General features: G+C 71.8%; 13 protein-coding genes and 1 pseudogene. 5 read left to right on the top strand and 9 right to left on the bottom strand.

Annotated features, from left to right (window positions below):
- Window positions 1-166 precede the first annotated feature (166 nt).
- Window positions 167-895 (top strand): annotated as a pseudogene (locus ACIA5D_RS31970) (DMT family transporter); the annotation flags it as partial.
- A 63-nt stretch (window positions 896-958) separates the two neighbouring features.
- Here the strand turns inward: ACIA5D_RS31970 and ACIA5D_RS31965 are convergent.
- The 7 genes from ACIA5D_RS31965 to ACIA5D_RS31935 all read right to left on the bottom strand — a co-directional run bounded on the left by ACIA5D_RS31965 (window position 959) and on the right by ACIA5D_RS31935 (window position 9,084).
- Window positions 959-1,828, bottom strand: coding sequence for a redoxin domain-containing protein (locus ACIA5D_RS31965; RefSeq protein WP_396034072.1), 870 nt, complete (start codon window positions 1,826-1,828; stop codon window positions 959-961).
- Window positions 1,825-2,229 (bottom strand): VOC family protein, encoded by a 405-nt coding sequence (locus ACIA5D_RS31960; RefSeq protein ID WP_396034071.1) that lies wholly within the window; start codon window positions 2,227-2,229, stop codon window positions 1,825-1,827. The genes ACIA5D_RS31965 and ACIA5D_RS31960 overlap by 4 nt, the downstream gene beginning before the upstream one ends.
- A gap of 1 nt (window position 2,230) precedes the next feature.
- Window positions 2,231-3,670 (bottom strand): glycosyltransferase family 39 protein, encoded by a 1,440-nt coding sequence (locus ACIA5D_RS31955; protein WP_396034070.1) that lies wholly within the window; start codon window positions 3,668-3,670, stop codon window positions 2,231-2,233.
- A gap of 133 nt (window positions 3,671-3,803) precedes the next feature.
- Window positions 3,804-5,159: a CHAP domain-containing protein gene (locus ACIA5D_RS31950; RefSeq protein ID WP_396034069.1), complete on the bottom strand. Its 1,356-nt coding sequence runs from the start codon at window positions 5,157-5,159 to the stop codon at window positions 3,804-3,806.
- 105 nt (window positions 5,160-5,264) lie between these two features.
- Complete coding sequence (locus ACIA5D_RS31945; protein ID WP_396034068.1) at window positions 5,265-6,803, bottom strand: protein kinase; 1,539 nt, start codon at window positions 6,801-6,803, stop codon at window positions 5,265-5,267.
- Window positions 6,803-7,672 carry a hypothetical protein gene (locus tag ACIA5D_RS31940; RefSeq protein ID WP_396034067.1) on the bottom strand — a complete coding sequence of 290 codons (870 nt, stop codon included), beginning with the start codon at window positions 7,670-7,672 and terminating at the stop codon, window positions 6,803-6,805. The genes ACIA5D_RS31945 and ACIA5D_RS31940 overlap by 1 nt, the downstream gene beginning before the upstream one ends.
- Before the next feature lie 107 nt (window positions 7,673-7,779).
- Window positions 7,780-9,084: a serine hydrolase domain-containing protein gene (locus ACIA5D_RS31935; protein ID WP_396034066.1), complete on the bottom strand. Its 1,305-nt coding sequence runs from the start codon at window positions 9,082-9,084 to the stop codon at window positions 7,780-7,782.
- A gap of 99 nt (window positions 9,085-9,183) precedes the next feature.
- Here ACIA5D_RS31935 and ACIA5D_RS31930 point away from each other — a divergent pair, with 99 nt between their 5' ends.
- Together ACIA5D_RS31930 and ACIA5D_RS31925 are read left to right on the top strand one after the other, a co-directional pair.
- Window positions 9,184-9,633, top strand: a complete 450-nt coding sequence (locus ACIA5D_RS31930) for an NfeD family protein (RefSeq protein ID WP_396034065.1) — start codon at window positions 9,184-9,186, stop codon at window positions 9,631-9,633.
- A 9-nt stretch (window positions 9,634-9,642) separates the two neighbouring features.
- Complete coding sequence (locus ACIA5D_RS31925; RefSeq protein WP_396034064.1) at window positions 9,643-10,761, top strand: SPFH domain-containing protein; 1,119 nt, start codon at window positions 9,643-9,645, stop codon at window positions 10,759-10,761.
- Window positions 10,762-10,874: 113 nt separating this feature from the next.
- On the opposite strand, the gene ACIA5D_RS31920 is transcribed toward ACIA5D_RS31925, so the two are convergent.
- The gene (locus tag ACIA5D_RS31920; RefSeq protein ID WP_396034063.1) at window positions 10,875-11,585 is read right to left on the bottom strand and encodes a hypothetical protein; all 711 of its coding nucleotides are present in this window, start codon (window positions 11,583-11,585) and stop codon (window positions 10,875-10,877) included.
- A 449-nt stretch (window positions 11,586-12,034) separates the two neighbouring features.
- Between ACIA5D_RS31920 and ACIA5D_RS31915 the strand changes: the two genes are divergently transcribed.
- Both ACIA5D_RS31915 and ACIA5D_RS31910 read left to right on the top strand, forming a co-directional pair.
- Complete coding sequence (locus ACIA5D_RS31915; protein ID WP_396034062.1) at window positions 12,035-12,712, top strand: hypothetical protein; 678 nt, start codon at window positions 12,035-12,037, stop codon at window positions 12,710-12,712.
- 335 nt (window positions 12,713-13,047) lie between these two features.
- Entirely contained in the window at window positions 13,048-13,635 is a 588-nt protein-coding gene (locus ACIA5D_RS31910; RefSeq protein WP_396034061.1) for a dihydrofolate reductase family protein, read from the top strand.
- A 138-nt stretch (window positions 13,636-13,773) separates the two neighbouring features.
- Here the strand turns inward: ACIA5D_RS31910 and ACIA5D_RS31905 are convergent, their stop codons facing one another.
- Window positions 13,774-14,649 (bottom strand): LysR family transcriptional regulator, encoded by an 876-nt coding sequence (locus tag ACIA5D_RS31905; protein ID WP_396034060.1) that lies wholly within the window; start codon window positions 14,647-14,649, stop codon window positions 13,774-13,776.
- Window positions 14,650-14,698 lie beyond the last annotated feature (49 nt).

Genomic DNA, 14,698 nt, shown 5'->3' with positions numbered 1-14,698 from the left:
GGCGGTGAGGCCCTTGACCGGCGCATCCTCGGCGCGCAGCTGGAGAAAGTCGGATCCGGAAATTGGTCCTCCTTTTGCCCATCAGGATTGGCCCTTCAACCGGACCATACCCGCCGGAAGCATTCGTGGCGTGAAAGCCTTACCGCTCCTGGCCGGCGCCGCCGGCATGGTCTTCGTCGGCGGCAGCGTCGCCGTCTCCGGCGTGCTCGCCGACACGCCCGTGCTCACCGTGCAGGCCCTGCGCTACGCCGTGGCCTCGCTGCTGCTGACGCTGGTCGCCCGCCGCCTGGTGCGCCCGCGCGGCGCCGAATGGCTCTGGCTGGCGGGCGTCGTGGTGACCGGCATGTTCGCCTTCAACCTGGCCCTGGTCTTCGGCGCCCGGCACGCCGAGCCGGCCGTGCTCGGGGTCGCGGTGGCCTGCGTGCCGGTGTTGCTCGCGGTGCTCGGGCCGCTGCTCGAGGGCCACCCGCCCGCGGCACGCCTGGTCCTCGCGGCGGTGGTGGTGACCGCCGGGGCGGCGCTGGTGCAGGGATTCGGGCGGGCCGACCGGATCGGTCTGCTGTGGGCGGTGGTGACGTTCGCCTGCGAGGCCGGGTTCACGCTGCTCGCGGTGCCGGTGCTGCGGCGGCACGGCCCGCTGGGCGTGTCGGTGCACTCGACCTGGATGGCGGCGGTGCTGTTCGCCGTGACCGGCGTGGTGTGGGAGGGTCCGGGCGCGGTGCTGCGGCTGAACACCGCCGATCTGCTGGCGGGCGCCTATCTGGCGGTCGGGGTGACCGCGCTGGCGTTCGTGCTCTGGTACACCTGCGTCCAGCGGGTCGGCGCGGCCCGGGCCGGGCTGCTGACCGGGGTCGCGCCGATCTCGGCCGCGGCGACCGGGGTGGCGCTCGGCGGCCCGCTTCCGTCCCTGCTCGTCTGGCTCGGCGTCGCGGTGGTGGCGGCCGGCTTGGCGCTCGGCCTATCCGAACGTGAACGCGTACGCCTCGACGCCGGCGCCCAGGAAGGCGATCTCGACGGTGAGCTCGCGGACCGGCCCTTGCTGGCGGATCAGGTGGTGGAGGCGGCCGTCCCGGAGCATGCCGCGGCCGCCCTCGTCGACGTCGGTCCCGCGATGCCGCCCGGGCGCCTCCCCGTCGAGGAACACCTGGAAGGCAACGGGACCGCCGGCGCCCGGTGACAGCACGACGTGTACGTCGCGGGCCTGGAAATGGCAGGCGATGCTCCCGCCCGGCTCGGCCAGCACGATCTTCTCGGGGTCGGCCGTCCACTCGCCCGCCGTGCCCCACTGGTTGAAATGCAGATACGCGCGGCGTCCCGGCTCGGCGCCGCCGCCCAGATAGATCTCGGGCGTGCGCAGGTGATCCCAGTCGGCCGCCGCCTCGACCCCGTTCCCCGCGACGGCGGTCAGCGGGCGGTCGACCCCGAGCAGCCGTTGCAGGGAGCGCTCGGACTCCTCGTACCGTCCCTCCCCGACGTGGAAGTCGCGGATCACACCGTCCCGATCGGCGAAGTAGAGCGCGGGCCAGAACCGGTTGTCGAAGGCCGTCCAGATCGCGGAGTGGTCGTCGACGGCCACGGGATAGTCGATCCCGCGCTCGGTCACCGCGCGCCGCACCAGCGTGGCGTCGTGCTCGAAGGAGAACTCCGGCGTGTGTACGCCCACCACGACCAGCCCGTCGTCGCGGTAGGCGCGCCACCAGGCCCGGATCCACGGCGCCTGGCGCAGCCAGTTGATGCAGGTGAGCGTCCAGAAGTTGACGAGCACGACGCGGCCGTCCGTGGCCGGCCGTCCGTCGATCCAGTCGGTCGCGCCGTCGAGGCTCGTCACGGCAAGTGGTGGCCGACGCGGAACACGACGCCGTCCGGGTCGGCGTACGCGAACTCGCGCATCCCCCACGGCGTGTCCTCCACTTCGGAGAGATGGCCCTCGACGCCGGTCCACTCGCGATGTACCGCGTCGGCGTCGGAGACGTAGAGGTACACCGACGTGTGCGCGTGACCGTGCTGGTGGCCGTGCTCGCTCGGGCCGTGCTCGCTCGGGCCGTGCTCGTGGCCGTGCTCGCTCGGGCCGTGCTCGCTCAGGTGCAGCGAGACGCTGTCGCGGTCGGCGAAGGCGTACCGCTGCGGGCCGGCGTAGGCGCGGACGGCGAAACCCAGGCGGCGGTAGCGGTCCAGGGCGACATCGAGATCGCGTACGGGGACGATCGGCGCGACGCTGTCGAAGCTCATGTCAGTCATAGTGCTGCACGCGCGGCCACAGCGTGTGCCACGGCTCGGCGAGGCGGCAGACGTACACCTTGGCCTCGAGCTCTTCGTTCTCGACGCCCTCGCTGTTGTGCAGCGCGGCGCGGGCCTCACACCTGCCGCCGAGAACCGTGGGCGGCGCCTGGAACACGACGACCGCCACGGTCTTGTCGTCCGGCGGCGGCCCGAAGTGGTGCAGCTCGTTCTGTCCGCTGTAGACCTCCGGAAGGCCCTTCCCGTACCGGTCGAGCGCGCCGGCCTCGCCGTAGTTGCCGGTGAACAGGACCGCCCGCCGTTGGTCGTCGGGCGGGAGGCTTTCGTAGACATCGGCGACCTGGCGCACGTACTCGGGCCAGGCGACCTGATCGGCGATCGTCTCGTTGAGCCCGGCGAAGGTCTTCGGCGGCGCCAGCGGCAGCGCGGTCACCACGCCGAACCCGGTCAGCGCCACGATCGCCGAGCCGGCAACGATCTGCCGCGTCAGGTGGCCGCTCAGCCAGCGTTCGGTCGGCACGGCGCCGATCGCGAACAGGCCGTACAGCAGCCCCATCGTGTAGTAGGGCTGGCCGGCGATCACAAAGACCAGGACGACCATCAACGGGTACGCGACGGCCAGCGCTCGAATCTGTCGTAGCTTTCGGTCGCGCAGCAGCGTGACGATGCCGGCGATCCAGACCGGCGGCACGGCGAGCAACACCAGCTGCAGCGGGAGCAGCAGGGTGCGGGAGTCGTCGCCCTTGTTCTCGGCCACCGCCTCGGCCATCTTCGCCTGCGGGAAGTCGTTCGCCACCTGGTAGATCAGGTTGGGCAGGCCGATCAGCAGCGCCAGGCCCAGGCCGGCCCACAGCCACGGCGAGAGCAGCGCCTTGCGCGGCCCGACCAGCAGGATCGACGCGCCGATGCAGAGCAGGAGCAGCACCACGAGGTATTTGTTGTAGAGGCCGAGGCCGGTGACCACACCCGCGCCCAGCCAGGCGCGCGGGCTCTCGTGCAGCAGCGCCCGGATGACGAAGAAGATGACCCCGAGCCAGACCAGCAGATCGGCGTCGGCGGTCGAGGTGACGTGTGCGCCCGAGAGCGGGACCGCGCTGAACGCCCCCGACGCGGCGAGCGCCTGCGCGACCGCGCCGCCGCCGACCTCGCGGGCGATCGCCGCCGCCACCAGCGCGACCAGGCCCAGCAGGATCGCGGCGGGGACGCGCATGGCCCACACGGTGTCGCCGAAGAGCTCGATCCCGGCGCGCGCCATCAGCGGCGTGAACGGCGGCTGGTCGACGTAGCCCCACTGTGGATGCTGCCCCAGCATGCGGAAGTAGAGCTCGTCGCGGTGGTAGCCGTAGCCCCCCGCGGTGATCAGCAGCAGCGCGGTCACGCCGGCCGCGACGACCCCGGCGGGCAGCCAGGCGAACGGGCGGCGCTCGACCACGGCAGCGTCCTCCTCGGCTCGCCCGACGCGCTCATCGTAGGGGCGACCGGCCTTCCGCGGGGGGCGGTGCGAGACCCGTACGAAAAAGGCCGGGCCACCCGCTTGTGGCGAGGTGACCCGGCGATGGCGGCTCTCAGGCGATCGTGGCCAGTCCGGTGATCGTGCCGATCGGGCCCTTGCGGGTGCGCGGGTCGAACGGGCCGTGGACGAGGACGTGGGCGGTGCCGGCGAAGGTGGCCTCGCTGCCGCGCTTGCCGCCGGTGTCGCCGTCCGCGGTCAGGATGGTGCCGTTGGCGTTCACGACGATGACGATGGCGACGTGGCTGCTGCCGTAGAAGAGGGCGTCACCCACGTGCGGGTGCGACAGGTCGGTCGTGGCGCGGCCGTTGTTCTGCGCCCACTTCCAGAAGCTCGCGACCGCCGGGTAGGTGGGCACCGAGCGGCCGGCGTGCTGCCAGACGTACGTGGCGAAGTCGCTGCACCAGTACTGCGGGCTGTAGCTCGCGTGCCACATGTCGTTGTTCACGCCGTGGTAGTCGTACCCACGCCAGCCGACGGCGAGGTTCGCGGCCTTCTGCCCGATGGAACCGGCCGGCGGCGTCGGCGGCGTGTAACTGGTGTTGCCGTAGTAGCCGGCGTTCCCGTACGCGAACACGCCGCCGTCGACGCCGCTCATCAGGTATCCGCCGCCGTCGGGGGTGCGGGTGATCGCGTTGACCGCGCCGCCCAGCTTGCGGCCGGCCATGGACCCACGGAACACGGCCGATCCGTACGCGAACACGCCGCCGTCGGACGCGGTCAGCCAGTACCCCTTGCCGTCGCGTGCGGCCGCGATCCCGGCGACCGGGTTGTTCAGCGGCTGCCCGCCCATCGAGCCGTAGAACTTGGCGTCGCCGTACGCGAAGATCCCGCCGTCCGAGGCCGCGATCCAGTAGCCGCGTCCGGACGGTGTCGGTGCCAGCCCGACCGCCTGGCCGTTCATCGCCTTGCCGCCCATCGAGCCGTAGAAGCCGGCGTCGCCGTAGGCGAAGATCCCGCCGTCGGCAGCGACCTGCCAGTAGCCGCGGCCGCTGGGCGTGGCGGCCATGCCCACGACCGGCTTGTTCAGCGGCTTGCCGCCCATCGAGCCGTAGAAGCCGGCGTCGCCGTACGCGAAGATCCCGCCGTCGGCGGCGACCTCCCAGTAGCCGCGGCCGCTCGGCGTGGACGTGAGGCCGACCATCGGCTTGTTGAGCGACTTGCCGCCCATCGAGCCGTAGAACTTCGCGTCACCGAAGGCGAAGACGCCGCCGTCGGACGCGACCTGCCAGTACCCGTGGCCGCCCGGGCCGGCCTGGATGCCGACCACGGGGGCGGCGCTGCGGTGGACCGGCGGCGCGGTCGCGGCGTTCGCCCGGGCGGCGGTGAAGCCGAGCAGTCCGGCGCAGGCGGCCAGCACGGCGGCGGACAGACCGATCCGGCGGGTGCGGTGTCGTTGTGCGAGACCCATGGAGATCACCTCTTGCTGCGTGGAGTGGCGGACGTCGTGCCGGGGAAGCATCCGGCGCCGGCCGCCACAAGCGCGAGGGCAGGCCTGCCCTCCCCGCCGGCGAGGTCATTCGGTGTACTGGAACTCGACGGTCTCCGCGTCCTCGGCGCGCATCTGCAACTGCCATCGGGAGCCGCCCGCGACGCCGGTCGACAGCGTGTCCCAGGTGTCGGCGTAGGAGAGCAGGATCCACGTGCTGCACCCGACGATCGATCCGCCGTCCGCCGTTTCGGTGCAGGAGCGGGCGTACGTCCGATAGGTCGCCGATGTCAATTTGATGTGGATGTCGTGGCAGGCCGCGCTGGTGTAGTTGGGGCCACCCGCGATCATCGTGTCCTGCTCGAGGTCGAAGCTCCCGGACACGGCGGTGTCGAAGCAGTCACTCCCGTCCGGGGCCTTCACCGCCGCGGTCGAGGCGCGCGAGGTCGGCTTGGTCGTCGCGGGTCGGGCCTTCGGGCCGGCGCTCGCCGTGACCGGGGCCGGGGCCGGCGTGGGGCGCGATCCGGCCGGCGGGGTGGCAGGCGACGTCGTGCTCCCCGTTGGCGGCGTGCTCAGCGCCGGCGACGTGCCGGTTGCCGGAGCTATGGCTGGCGAAGCGCTGGTCGCGGCGGACGTCGTGCTGATGGTGGCGCCGGACGGCGCGCTCGCGGGCGGAGTCACGGGATCGGCGGTCGCCTGGAGGGCGGGCATGAGCCGCCAACCGCCGACGGTCGTCAGCACCAGCACCGCGCCGATCGTGACGGCGAGGCGGGGGCTCAGCCGCCGGCCTCGCTCGTGCGCCGGCGGGGTTTCCGACGCCGGGCTGTTCGTTGCGGGGCTTTCCGATGCCGGGCGTTCCGTCGCGGGGCTTTCCGGTGCCGGGGTTTCCGGCGCGGGCGCCCGCGGATGGGGGTCGAGGGCGGCGAGCGCGGCCCGGAGCTCCCCGGCGCCGGCCGGGCGGTCGGCGGGCCGGCTCGAGGATGCCCGGGTCAGCAGCCGGGTGACCGCATCGAGGCCGAGGGGCTCGAAGAGCTGGTCGAGGACGAGCGCGGCCGCGTAGAGGTCGGTGCGCACGGTCGGCTGGCCGGTGGCGAGCTCGGGCGCCAGGTACGGCCCGGTGCCCGCGAGGTGGTGTTCGGTCAGGGCCGTGACCGGCGCCGTGATGCCCAGGTCGCCGAGCTTCGCCACCCCGTCCTCGAGCAGCACGTTCTCGGGCTTGATGTCGCGGTGCAGATGACCGTTCGCGTGCAGGGCGGCGAGCCCGGCGAGCATGTCGTCGGCGAGCGCGAACGCCTCGCCGGCCGGGACCGGGCCGCGGCGCATGCGGTCGGCCAGCGACTCGTCGCACAGCTCCATCGCCAGCCAGGCGGGCCGGTCGGGCGGCGCCCCGGCGTCGAGGATCTGGATGACGTGCGGATCACCGGCGAGCGCGCGGAGCACCCCGATCTCGCGGAGGAACCGCTCCCGCCCGACGGCGTCGAGCGGCTCGTGCCAGATCTTGAGGGCCACCGGATCGCGGAACCGGCGGCTCCGGGCGCGATGGACCACCGCCGAGCCGCCGGCGGAGATCCGATCTTCCAGGAGATAACCCGGAGGAGGCTCCGGGTCGATGTGATCGTTCGACACTAGGAAGCCTCGGCAGCGGGAATCAGGACGAGATCGTCGATGGTGATGCGGTAGTGCCGGACCAGCAGAATCGCGACCTCGTAGTAATCGGGCAACGCCAGACCTCCGGCCCGGGAGTCGGCCGCGCTCGCGTCGGCAGAATCCGGGAGGTCGAACTTGTAGATCGCGCCGTGCCGGACCGGATCGGGAAGGCCGCCGAGGGTCGCCTCCTGCCGCCGGCGGCGCTGCTCGACCCGGCGGGCCAACTGCGCGGACGCGCCCGTGTAATGCTCACAGAGGGCCTCGACGTCCCGTCGCAACGCGCGCAGGCTGGACAGCTTCAGGCGGGCCATGACCTCGGCGTACGCGGCGGGGAGCCGGCTGCCGCGCAGCAGTGGCTCGCACAGCGCGGCCGCGAGCCGCCGGTACTCGTCGGGGACCTCGGGCACGACCGCGACGGTGGGCTCGGCCAGGCCGTAGTCGAGGGCCTGCCCGGCGTACGCGATCTGGTCTTGCCTGATCTCCAGCAGGCAGCCGCCGGGCGCCGTGACGACCGCGATCGGGCCCGGAATGCTGCACGCGGCGCCCCGGGCCGCATGGTCGCGCCGCCGGCGTAACGGCTGCTCAGGGGGATTTCCCGGCGTGCTGATGTCGATCTCGTGGGTGGTGGAGAGGTTGCGGATCCACAGCTCGTCGCCCCAGCGCCAGATCTCGCCGGCCCGGCGGGCGAGCGAGGTGCCGTTGTGCGCCGGCCAGATGACGATGTCGCATGCCTCGTGGTCGCGGCCGAAGGTGCGGCTCTGCCCCTCCGCGCCGAACTCGAACAGTTCGTCCTGCCGCCGGTCGTGCGCATCCACTCGATTCGTGACGGTGAACAGCGACTGATCCAATGTCCGATCCTCCCGCACCAATCATCCGAAAGGGCGCGGAGAAATCCCATCGGTCGGTCATCTCACGATGAATCATCCTTTGGTGCGATATCAGCGACGATCGCCGGTCAGGCCAGATCGAACGGATTGCGGCTGAAGACGAAGGTGGCGATGTCGATCTTGGTCACGGCGCCGTCGGCGTCGCGGAGGACGTGCAGGACCTCGCCCTCGTTCTCGCCCGCCACGCCTCGCCAGCGGTCGGGCGCCTCACGCGTGAAACGCGACCAATGGCTCGGGCCGGTCATCTTCAGCGCGTCGCCGGTCGCGTGGATCTCGTGTTCGCGGCCCATCCACCACCAGCGGCCGACCAGCTTGGCCGCCTCGCCGGCCGGGGGAGCCGGGGGCTGCCAGGATCGGGGCGTCTCCGGCTCGCCGTCCAAAGCAGTATTCAAAGCCATAAGAGCGACATCTCGGATATGCGTGTTCATGAGGCCATACGAATTCGCGACGGCAATCACGCCCAGACGGGTACGGCGGTGCACGGCCAGGTGGGCGACATACCCGGGCATCGAGCCGCCGTGGCCGACGAACACGCGCTCGCCGACGCGGAAGAGCTGGAGGCCGAGGCCGTAGCCGCCGGTCCACGACTCGAGATCGCTGATCACGACGGGCGCGCACATCTCGTCGACGGTCTCGCGGGGAAGGACCGTGGGAGCGGGATCGGTGAGGAACGCCGCCCACTTCGCCATGTCGGTGACCGTGGACCAGAGCTGGCCGGCCGGGGCCATCGCGCCGGCGTCGAGGCGCGGCTCCTCGTGCAGGCTGCCGTCGAGGGCGTGCACCACGTAGCCCCGGGCGAACGGCTCCATGGGGTGGTAGGTGGTGCGCTTCATGCCCAGGGGATCGAGCACCCGCTTGCCGAGCAGCGCCGTCCACGACTCGCCGGTGACCTTCTCCAGCACGGCGCCCAGCAGGCCGTACGCGAGATTCGAGTAGCGGTAGCGCCGGAACGGCGGGCCGGACAACTTGTCGTACCCGAGATCGGCCAGCAGCTTGTCGACGTCGCCGCCGGTGGCGCGCTCCCACCAGGGACCGTCCGGCTCGCGCTGCAGGCCCGAGACGTGCCCGAGCAGCTGGCGCAGCGTCACCCCGCCGATCGGGGTGCCGGGCAGGTGGCGGTAGAGCAGGTCGTCCAGGGCGAAGAAGCCCTCGTCGCGCAGCTGCATCGCCATCGTGGCGGTCAATGTCTTGGTGATCGAGCCGATCCGGTACTGCGTCTTCGCGTCCGGCACGGGGTGCTCGCCGACGCCCGCGAAGTGCAGGACAGCGCGGTCACGCACGATGGCCAGCGCCAGCGACGGCGTACGCCCCTCGGACTGGGCCCGGGCGGCGATCTCATCGACCCGGCGGGCCGTCTCCGGCAGCAGCGACACGGTGGACCCTCTCGACGTGATGACTGTTCTGATTAACTGCCGGGGCTCCGCCTGAGATGCGGCATCGCAACGCGTGCGTCGCCGTGCAACGATCGAAGAGTGGAAGCGATTCTCTGGATCGTGCTCGGCATCGCATTGGCGATCGCCGAGGCTTTCACGGCCACCCTCCTGATCATCTTCTTCTCGGTGGGCGCTCTCGCCGCGGCCGGTGCCGCCGCGCTCGGGGCCCCGCTGCTGCTGCAAGTCATCGTCTTCGCCGTCTTCTCCGGGCTGTCGGTCGGGGCGATCCGCCCGATCATCCTGCGCCACGCGAAGCCGGCCCTCGAGAGCGGCGACATGCCGTTCGGCATCGAGGCGATGGAAGGCACCCACGGGACGGTGATCGAGGAGGTCGACGGCGACCACGGCATGATCAAGCTGGAGGGCGAGCTGTGGCAGGCGCGCTCATTCGACGGCACCGAGAAGTACCTCCCGGGTGAACGCGTCCGGGTTGTCAAGGTCAACGGCGCCACTGCCATCGTGTGGCGCGACGATCTGCCCAACATATAGAGAGGCGCCATGTCAGCAGTGATCGGCGTACTAATCATCGTGATCGTGGTGTTCGCCATCGTCACGCTGCTGCGGTCCATCCGCATCGTCCCGCAGCAGCGCATGGACGTGGTGGAGCGCCTGGGCAAGTACAAGCGCACCCTTACCCCCGGCCTGAACGTGCTGGTGCCGTTCGTCGACGCGGTGCGCAGCAAGGTCGACATGCGCGAGCAGGTCGTCTCGTTCCCGCCGCAGCCGGTGATCACCTCCGACAACCTGGTCGTGTCGATCGACACGGTCCTCTACTTCAAGGTCGTCGACCCGGTCCGGGCCACGTACGAGATCTCCAACTTCCTGCAGGCCATCGAGCAGCTGACGGTCACGACGCTGCGTAACGTGATCGGCTCCCTCGACCTCGAGCGCGCCCTGACCAGCCGCGAGGAGATCAACCGCCACCTCTCCACGGTGCTCGACGAGACCACCGGCCGCTGGGGCATCAAGGTCACCCGGGTCGAGATCAAGGCGATCGAGCCGCCGCCGAGCATCCGCGACTCGATGGAGAAGCAGATGCGCGCCGAGCGCGAGCGTCGCGCCACCATCCTCAACGCCGAGGGCCACAAGCAGGCCCAGATCCTCACGGCCGAGGGCGAGAAGCAGGCGGCGGTGCTGCGCGCCGACGGCGACCGGCAGTCCCGCATCCTGCAGGCCGAGGGCCAGGCCAAGGCGATCCGTACGGTGTTCGACGCGATCCACACGGCGAACCCGTCGCAGAAGGTGCTGGCCTACCAGTACCTCCAGGCCCTTCCGCAGATCGCGAACGGCACGGCCAACAAGGTGTGGATCGTGCCGGCCGAGCTGAACAAGGCCCTCGAGGGTCTCGGCGGGGCGCTCGGTGGGCTGGCCAACATGGTCGGCGACAAGCCGCGCGAGTCGGTGGATTCGGCATCGGTCGAGCGCGAGGCGGCGGCCGCGGCGCAGGCTGCGGCGGACGCGGCGGCTCAGGTCGACGAGGAGGTCCGGGTGGCGGAGGCTCAGGTCTCGGCCGATCCCGACCGTACGGCCGCACTGCCGGCGCCCGAGCCGATCCCGCCGTCGGCCGCTCTCGGCGGGGCCGACTACAACGGGGTGGCGTCCCGCGAGAAAGCCTAGTTTCTGATTACGGAAACGGCCGGCCCGGGGGTCTTCGGGCCGGCCGTTCCTTGCTCGGTTCCTTACTTCTTGGCCTTGGTCACTTCCTGGCTGTGGTCACTTCTTGGCCTTGGTCACTTCTTGGCCTTGGTCGCCGCGCTCGGCTCCTCGCTCGGCTCGGCGCTGGGCTCAGCACTGGGCTCGGCGCTCTGGTCGGCGCCGCCCTCTTCGCCCGCTCCCTGGTCACCGGCGCCGCCGGCGATGCCCGCGGCCGCCTTGGCGTCGGCCAGCGCGAGGCAGGTCTGGAGCAGAGCCTTCTGAGCCGAGGTCACCGCCGCGGCAGCTGCCGCATTCTGGTCCGCGGCGCCCTGGTCGTCGCCGGCCTGCTCGCCTTCGCCGGCCTGCTCGCCCGCGCCGGCTTGCTCGTCCTCGGCCGCTTGCTCGCCGGCCGCCTTCATGGCCTTGGCCCACTTGGTGGCCAGCTTCTTGTTCTGAGCCTTGGCCGCCGCGGCGGCCTTCGCGCCCTGCTGCTCCTCGGCGCCCTGCTGCTCCTCGGCACCTTGGCCCTCGGCCGCTGCCGCGTCCGCCGCGAAGGTGTCGCAGGCTGCCTCGAGCGCCTGGGCCGAGGCGAGGGCGGCATCGTCGGCGCCCTGCTCCTGCTGCGGCGCGAGCTTCTCGCCGTCGCAGATCACGTCGCCGCCGGCGATCTCCAGCGCCTCGCACTGCGACACGTCGAACTGCTGACCTTCGACCGAGATCACATCGGCGGCCTTGGGCGTGGTGCTGGCGTTCGCGAGCTGAACACCGGCCAGTCCGGCCGCGGCCAGAACGCCCCCCACGATCACGGCACCTAACACCTTCCGCCGGTTGGGGCTCTGGTTCCTTCGGTACGCGCGCGATCTCATCATCACTCCTCGTTCGTGGACGTCGATGTGGTCGGTCGGCCCCCAGTACGGACCCCACCCGCGACGGGGTTCAACGCCGATTGCCGCCGACCCGTCCAAATCTCCCTCGACTCGGGGTGTTCCCGCAGCTCATAGCCCTTCCAAAGAAATTCGAAATCGGTCGACCCAGTTCACCCTCCGGGTGTCGTCACCGCATGCCGACAGCACCGGGTCACCGCCGCGGCGTTACTCGGAGTGATGATCGCTCTCCGAGGGGACAAATCGGACCCGGGCGTTGTGCGACTTTTCTGAGATCGCCTGCGAGTCAAGCGGACATTTGGAATGCTCTGCGCAGGATCCCGACCGGTTGCCCCCGGGCCGCTCGGCTTGAGCCCACGCGAGGCGGAGCCATGAGCAGCAGCCATCACCACACGGCGAGCGGTAGGCCGCTGCGGGTCTCTCCGACGTGGGTCGGCGGCGCGCGCCCGGCCGCCGGCGAGGCGGACGAGGACCACCTTCTGCCCGTACGCGAGGCGGTCTGGATCTGGTCCGTCCGCCGTTACGCCCGACTGGCCCTCTGGGCCCTCCCCGCCGCGGCGGTCCTCGACGGCTGGCTGACCCTGGGCATCGACACCCCACCGGGCCCGCTGGCCGTGAGCTTGGCCGCCGACTGGCTGTCCACCATCGCGATGATCGCCCTGGCCGCCCTGCTGGCCGCCACCCGAACCCGCCGCACGGCCATCCTCGGCCTGCTGACCGGCCTGGCCGGCGCGATCCTCACCCTGCCGCTGGCGGCGTTGCCGTCCGGCGCGCTCGCCGAGGGCGCCCCCTTGACGCCGGACCAGCTCCGCGTGGCGGCCACCGTGGCCGCGGCCACCGCCGGCGCGGGCTGGCTCTTGCTGGGGTGGGCGGTCTTCCGCTCCCGGCTGGTCAACCCGGCCGACGGCATCCTGCTGATGCTCGCGGCCGCGGCCATGGGCGCCGGCTCGTATGCGCGCCAGCCCCTGCCGACGGTGGGGGCGCTGTTGCTGCTGGCCGCCGGCACGGGGTTGGCCTGGACGGGCGCGCGCCTGATTCCCCGGGCCTGACGCCACGCCCGTTCCGCGCGGTTCTGGGCGGGCGTCTCGTTGCGCCGTCTTGCTGGCGGCGACCGGGCGGCGCTCCTGCTGTTCGCGTGCGACCTCGATACGCCGATCGACCCGCGGGTGCGAGTCACCGCCGCCGACCCGGCCCTCGCGGCCGGGACGGACGTCTCGTTCCGCGGGCGTCTTGCCGGGCGGGTTTCTCGTTCCGCGGGCATCCTGCCGAGCGGGTATTGCGTTGGGCGAGACATGTTGGCGTGCTGGTGGGGGCGCGACTGTCGTACCCGGGTGGCATGCTCCGGAGAGCGGCTCGCGAAGGCGCGCCGATGGAAGGAGCGGTCATGGCCAAGGTGGTCGCCGACATCTCGGTGTCGTTGGACGGGTTCGTCACCGGGCCCGATGTCGGGCCCGACATGGGTCTCGGGCGTGGTGGTGAAGGGCTGCACACGTGGGCGCTCCAGCCTGACGCGATCGACCGGGCCGTCCTCGAGGAGTCGGTCGCCGCCACGGGGGTCGTGGTCATGGGGCGGCGGCTGTTCGACATCGTGGACGCGCCGGACGGGTGGAACGACGAGATGGGCTACGGCGCCGGCCTCGCGGCCGAGCCGCCGGTCCTGGTCGTGACCCGCAACCCGCCGGACAAGGTGCGCCTGGCCGACCGGGTGACCTTCGTCGTCGACGGCATCGCCGGCGCGGTCGCCAAGGGCATAGCCATGGCCGAAGACCGCGACGTCGTCATCATGGGCGGCGGCGAGACGGTCCGCGGCGCCATCGAGGCCGGTCTGGTCGACGAGCTGCGCCTGCACCTGTCGCCGGTCCTGCTGGGCGCCGGGGTTCCGCTCTTCGTCGGCGCGGCGCCCCGGGCGTTGCGCCAGATCCACGTCCGGGCCTCCGGCCACGCCACCCACCTGACCTACCGGGTCGACTGAGGCCGACGCCGCTCGCCGTCGCCGCTTGCCGTCGCCGCTTGCCGTCGCCGCTTGCCGTCGCCGCTTGCCGTCGCCGCTCGCCGCTCGTCGGTGGCCGACTGCGGCCGACGCCGTTCGTCGGTGGCCGGCCGGGCAGGCCTACGCGGCGGGGTGGCCGACGATCTCGAGGAAGGCGGTCGCCGCGGGGGTGGGGTTGAAGTCGCTCCAGGCCAGGTACTCGACTCGGGCGGGGCCGTTGGTCACGGGGATGGTGACCAGGTCGGGGAGGTCCGCCACGAAGCGCGACGGGAGCAGAGCCACCGCCAGGGAGCGGCGGATCAGGCCGATCATCAAGTCGGTGGACATGGCCTCGAAGGCGACCTCCCGGGTCAGGGCGGCGGCCGCGAAGGCCAGGTCGCTCTGGGCGCGGCCGGGGGTTCCCGCGGGGAAGTCGGCGAAGGGCTCGGAGGCGAGGGTGGCCAGGTCCACACGGGCGAGCCGAGCCAGAGCGTGATCGGGGGCGACTACGGCCACGTGGTGGTCGTGGTTCAGTGCTCGGTGGCGGACGCCTCGCGGTTTGACCGACTCGGGGAGGCCCAGGACTGCCACGTCCACCTCGCCGGCGCGGATGCCGGCGGCCAGGTCGTCGCTGCCGGCCGAGCGTAGGGCGATCCGGACCTGGGGGTGGGCGCGGAGGAAGTCGTGCAAGGCCCGCGGCAGGTCGATGCCGGTCACGGTGGGGATGATGCCCACCGTCAGGCGGCCGCGGATCTCGCCGGTGGCGGCCGCGGCGTCGGCGGCGGCGCGGTCGGCGGCCTCCAGGCAGGCTCGGGCGGCGGGCAGGAACGCCTCGCCGGCGGGAGTGAGGGCTACCCGGCGGCTGGTACGGGCGAAGAGCTTGGCGCCCAGCTCGCGCTCCAGGGCGGCGATCTGGTGGCTCAGCGCCGACTGCACGACCAGGCATTGCTTGGCGGCGCGGGTGAAGTTGCCGGTGGCCGCTACGGCCAGCACGTATCGCATCTGCTGCAGTTCCACGCATCTATCGTGATATGCGATCGCTGCTCTGAAAAGTATGTGTTGGACT

The organism is Actinoplanes sp. NPDC051513 (genome assembly GCF_044454685.1).
Taxonomy (GTDB): domain Bacteria; phylum Actinomycetota; class Actinomycetes; order Mycobacteriales; family Micromonosporaceae; genus Actinoplanes.
This window is presented reverse-complemented; position numbering and strand designations above follow the sequence as displayed.

Bases quoted from the DNA above. Each gene is read 5' to 3' on its own strand.
- ACIA5D_RS31960 (WP_396034071.1), bottom strand. From the start codon at position 2,229: ATGAGCTTCGACAGCGTCGCGCCGATCGTCCCCGTACGCGATCTCGAT.
- ACIA5D_RS31950 (WP_396034069.1), bottom strand. From the start codon at position 5,159: ATGGGTCTCGCACAACGACACCGCACCCGCCGGATCGGTCTGTCCGCC.
- ACIA5D_RS31925 (WP_396034064.1), top strand. From the start codon at position 9,643: ATGTCAGCAGTGATCGGCGTACTAATCATCGTGATCGTGGTGTTCGCC.
- ACIA5D_RS31915 (WP_396034062.1), top strand. From the start codon at position 12,035: ATGAGCAGCAGCCATCACCACACGGCGAGCGGTAGGCCGCTGCGGGTC.
- ACIA5D_RS31910 (WP_396034061.1), top strand. From the start codon at position 13,048: ATGGCCAAGGTGGTCGCCGACATCTCGGTGTCGTTGGACGGGTTCGTC.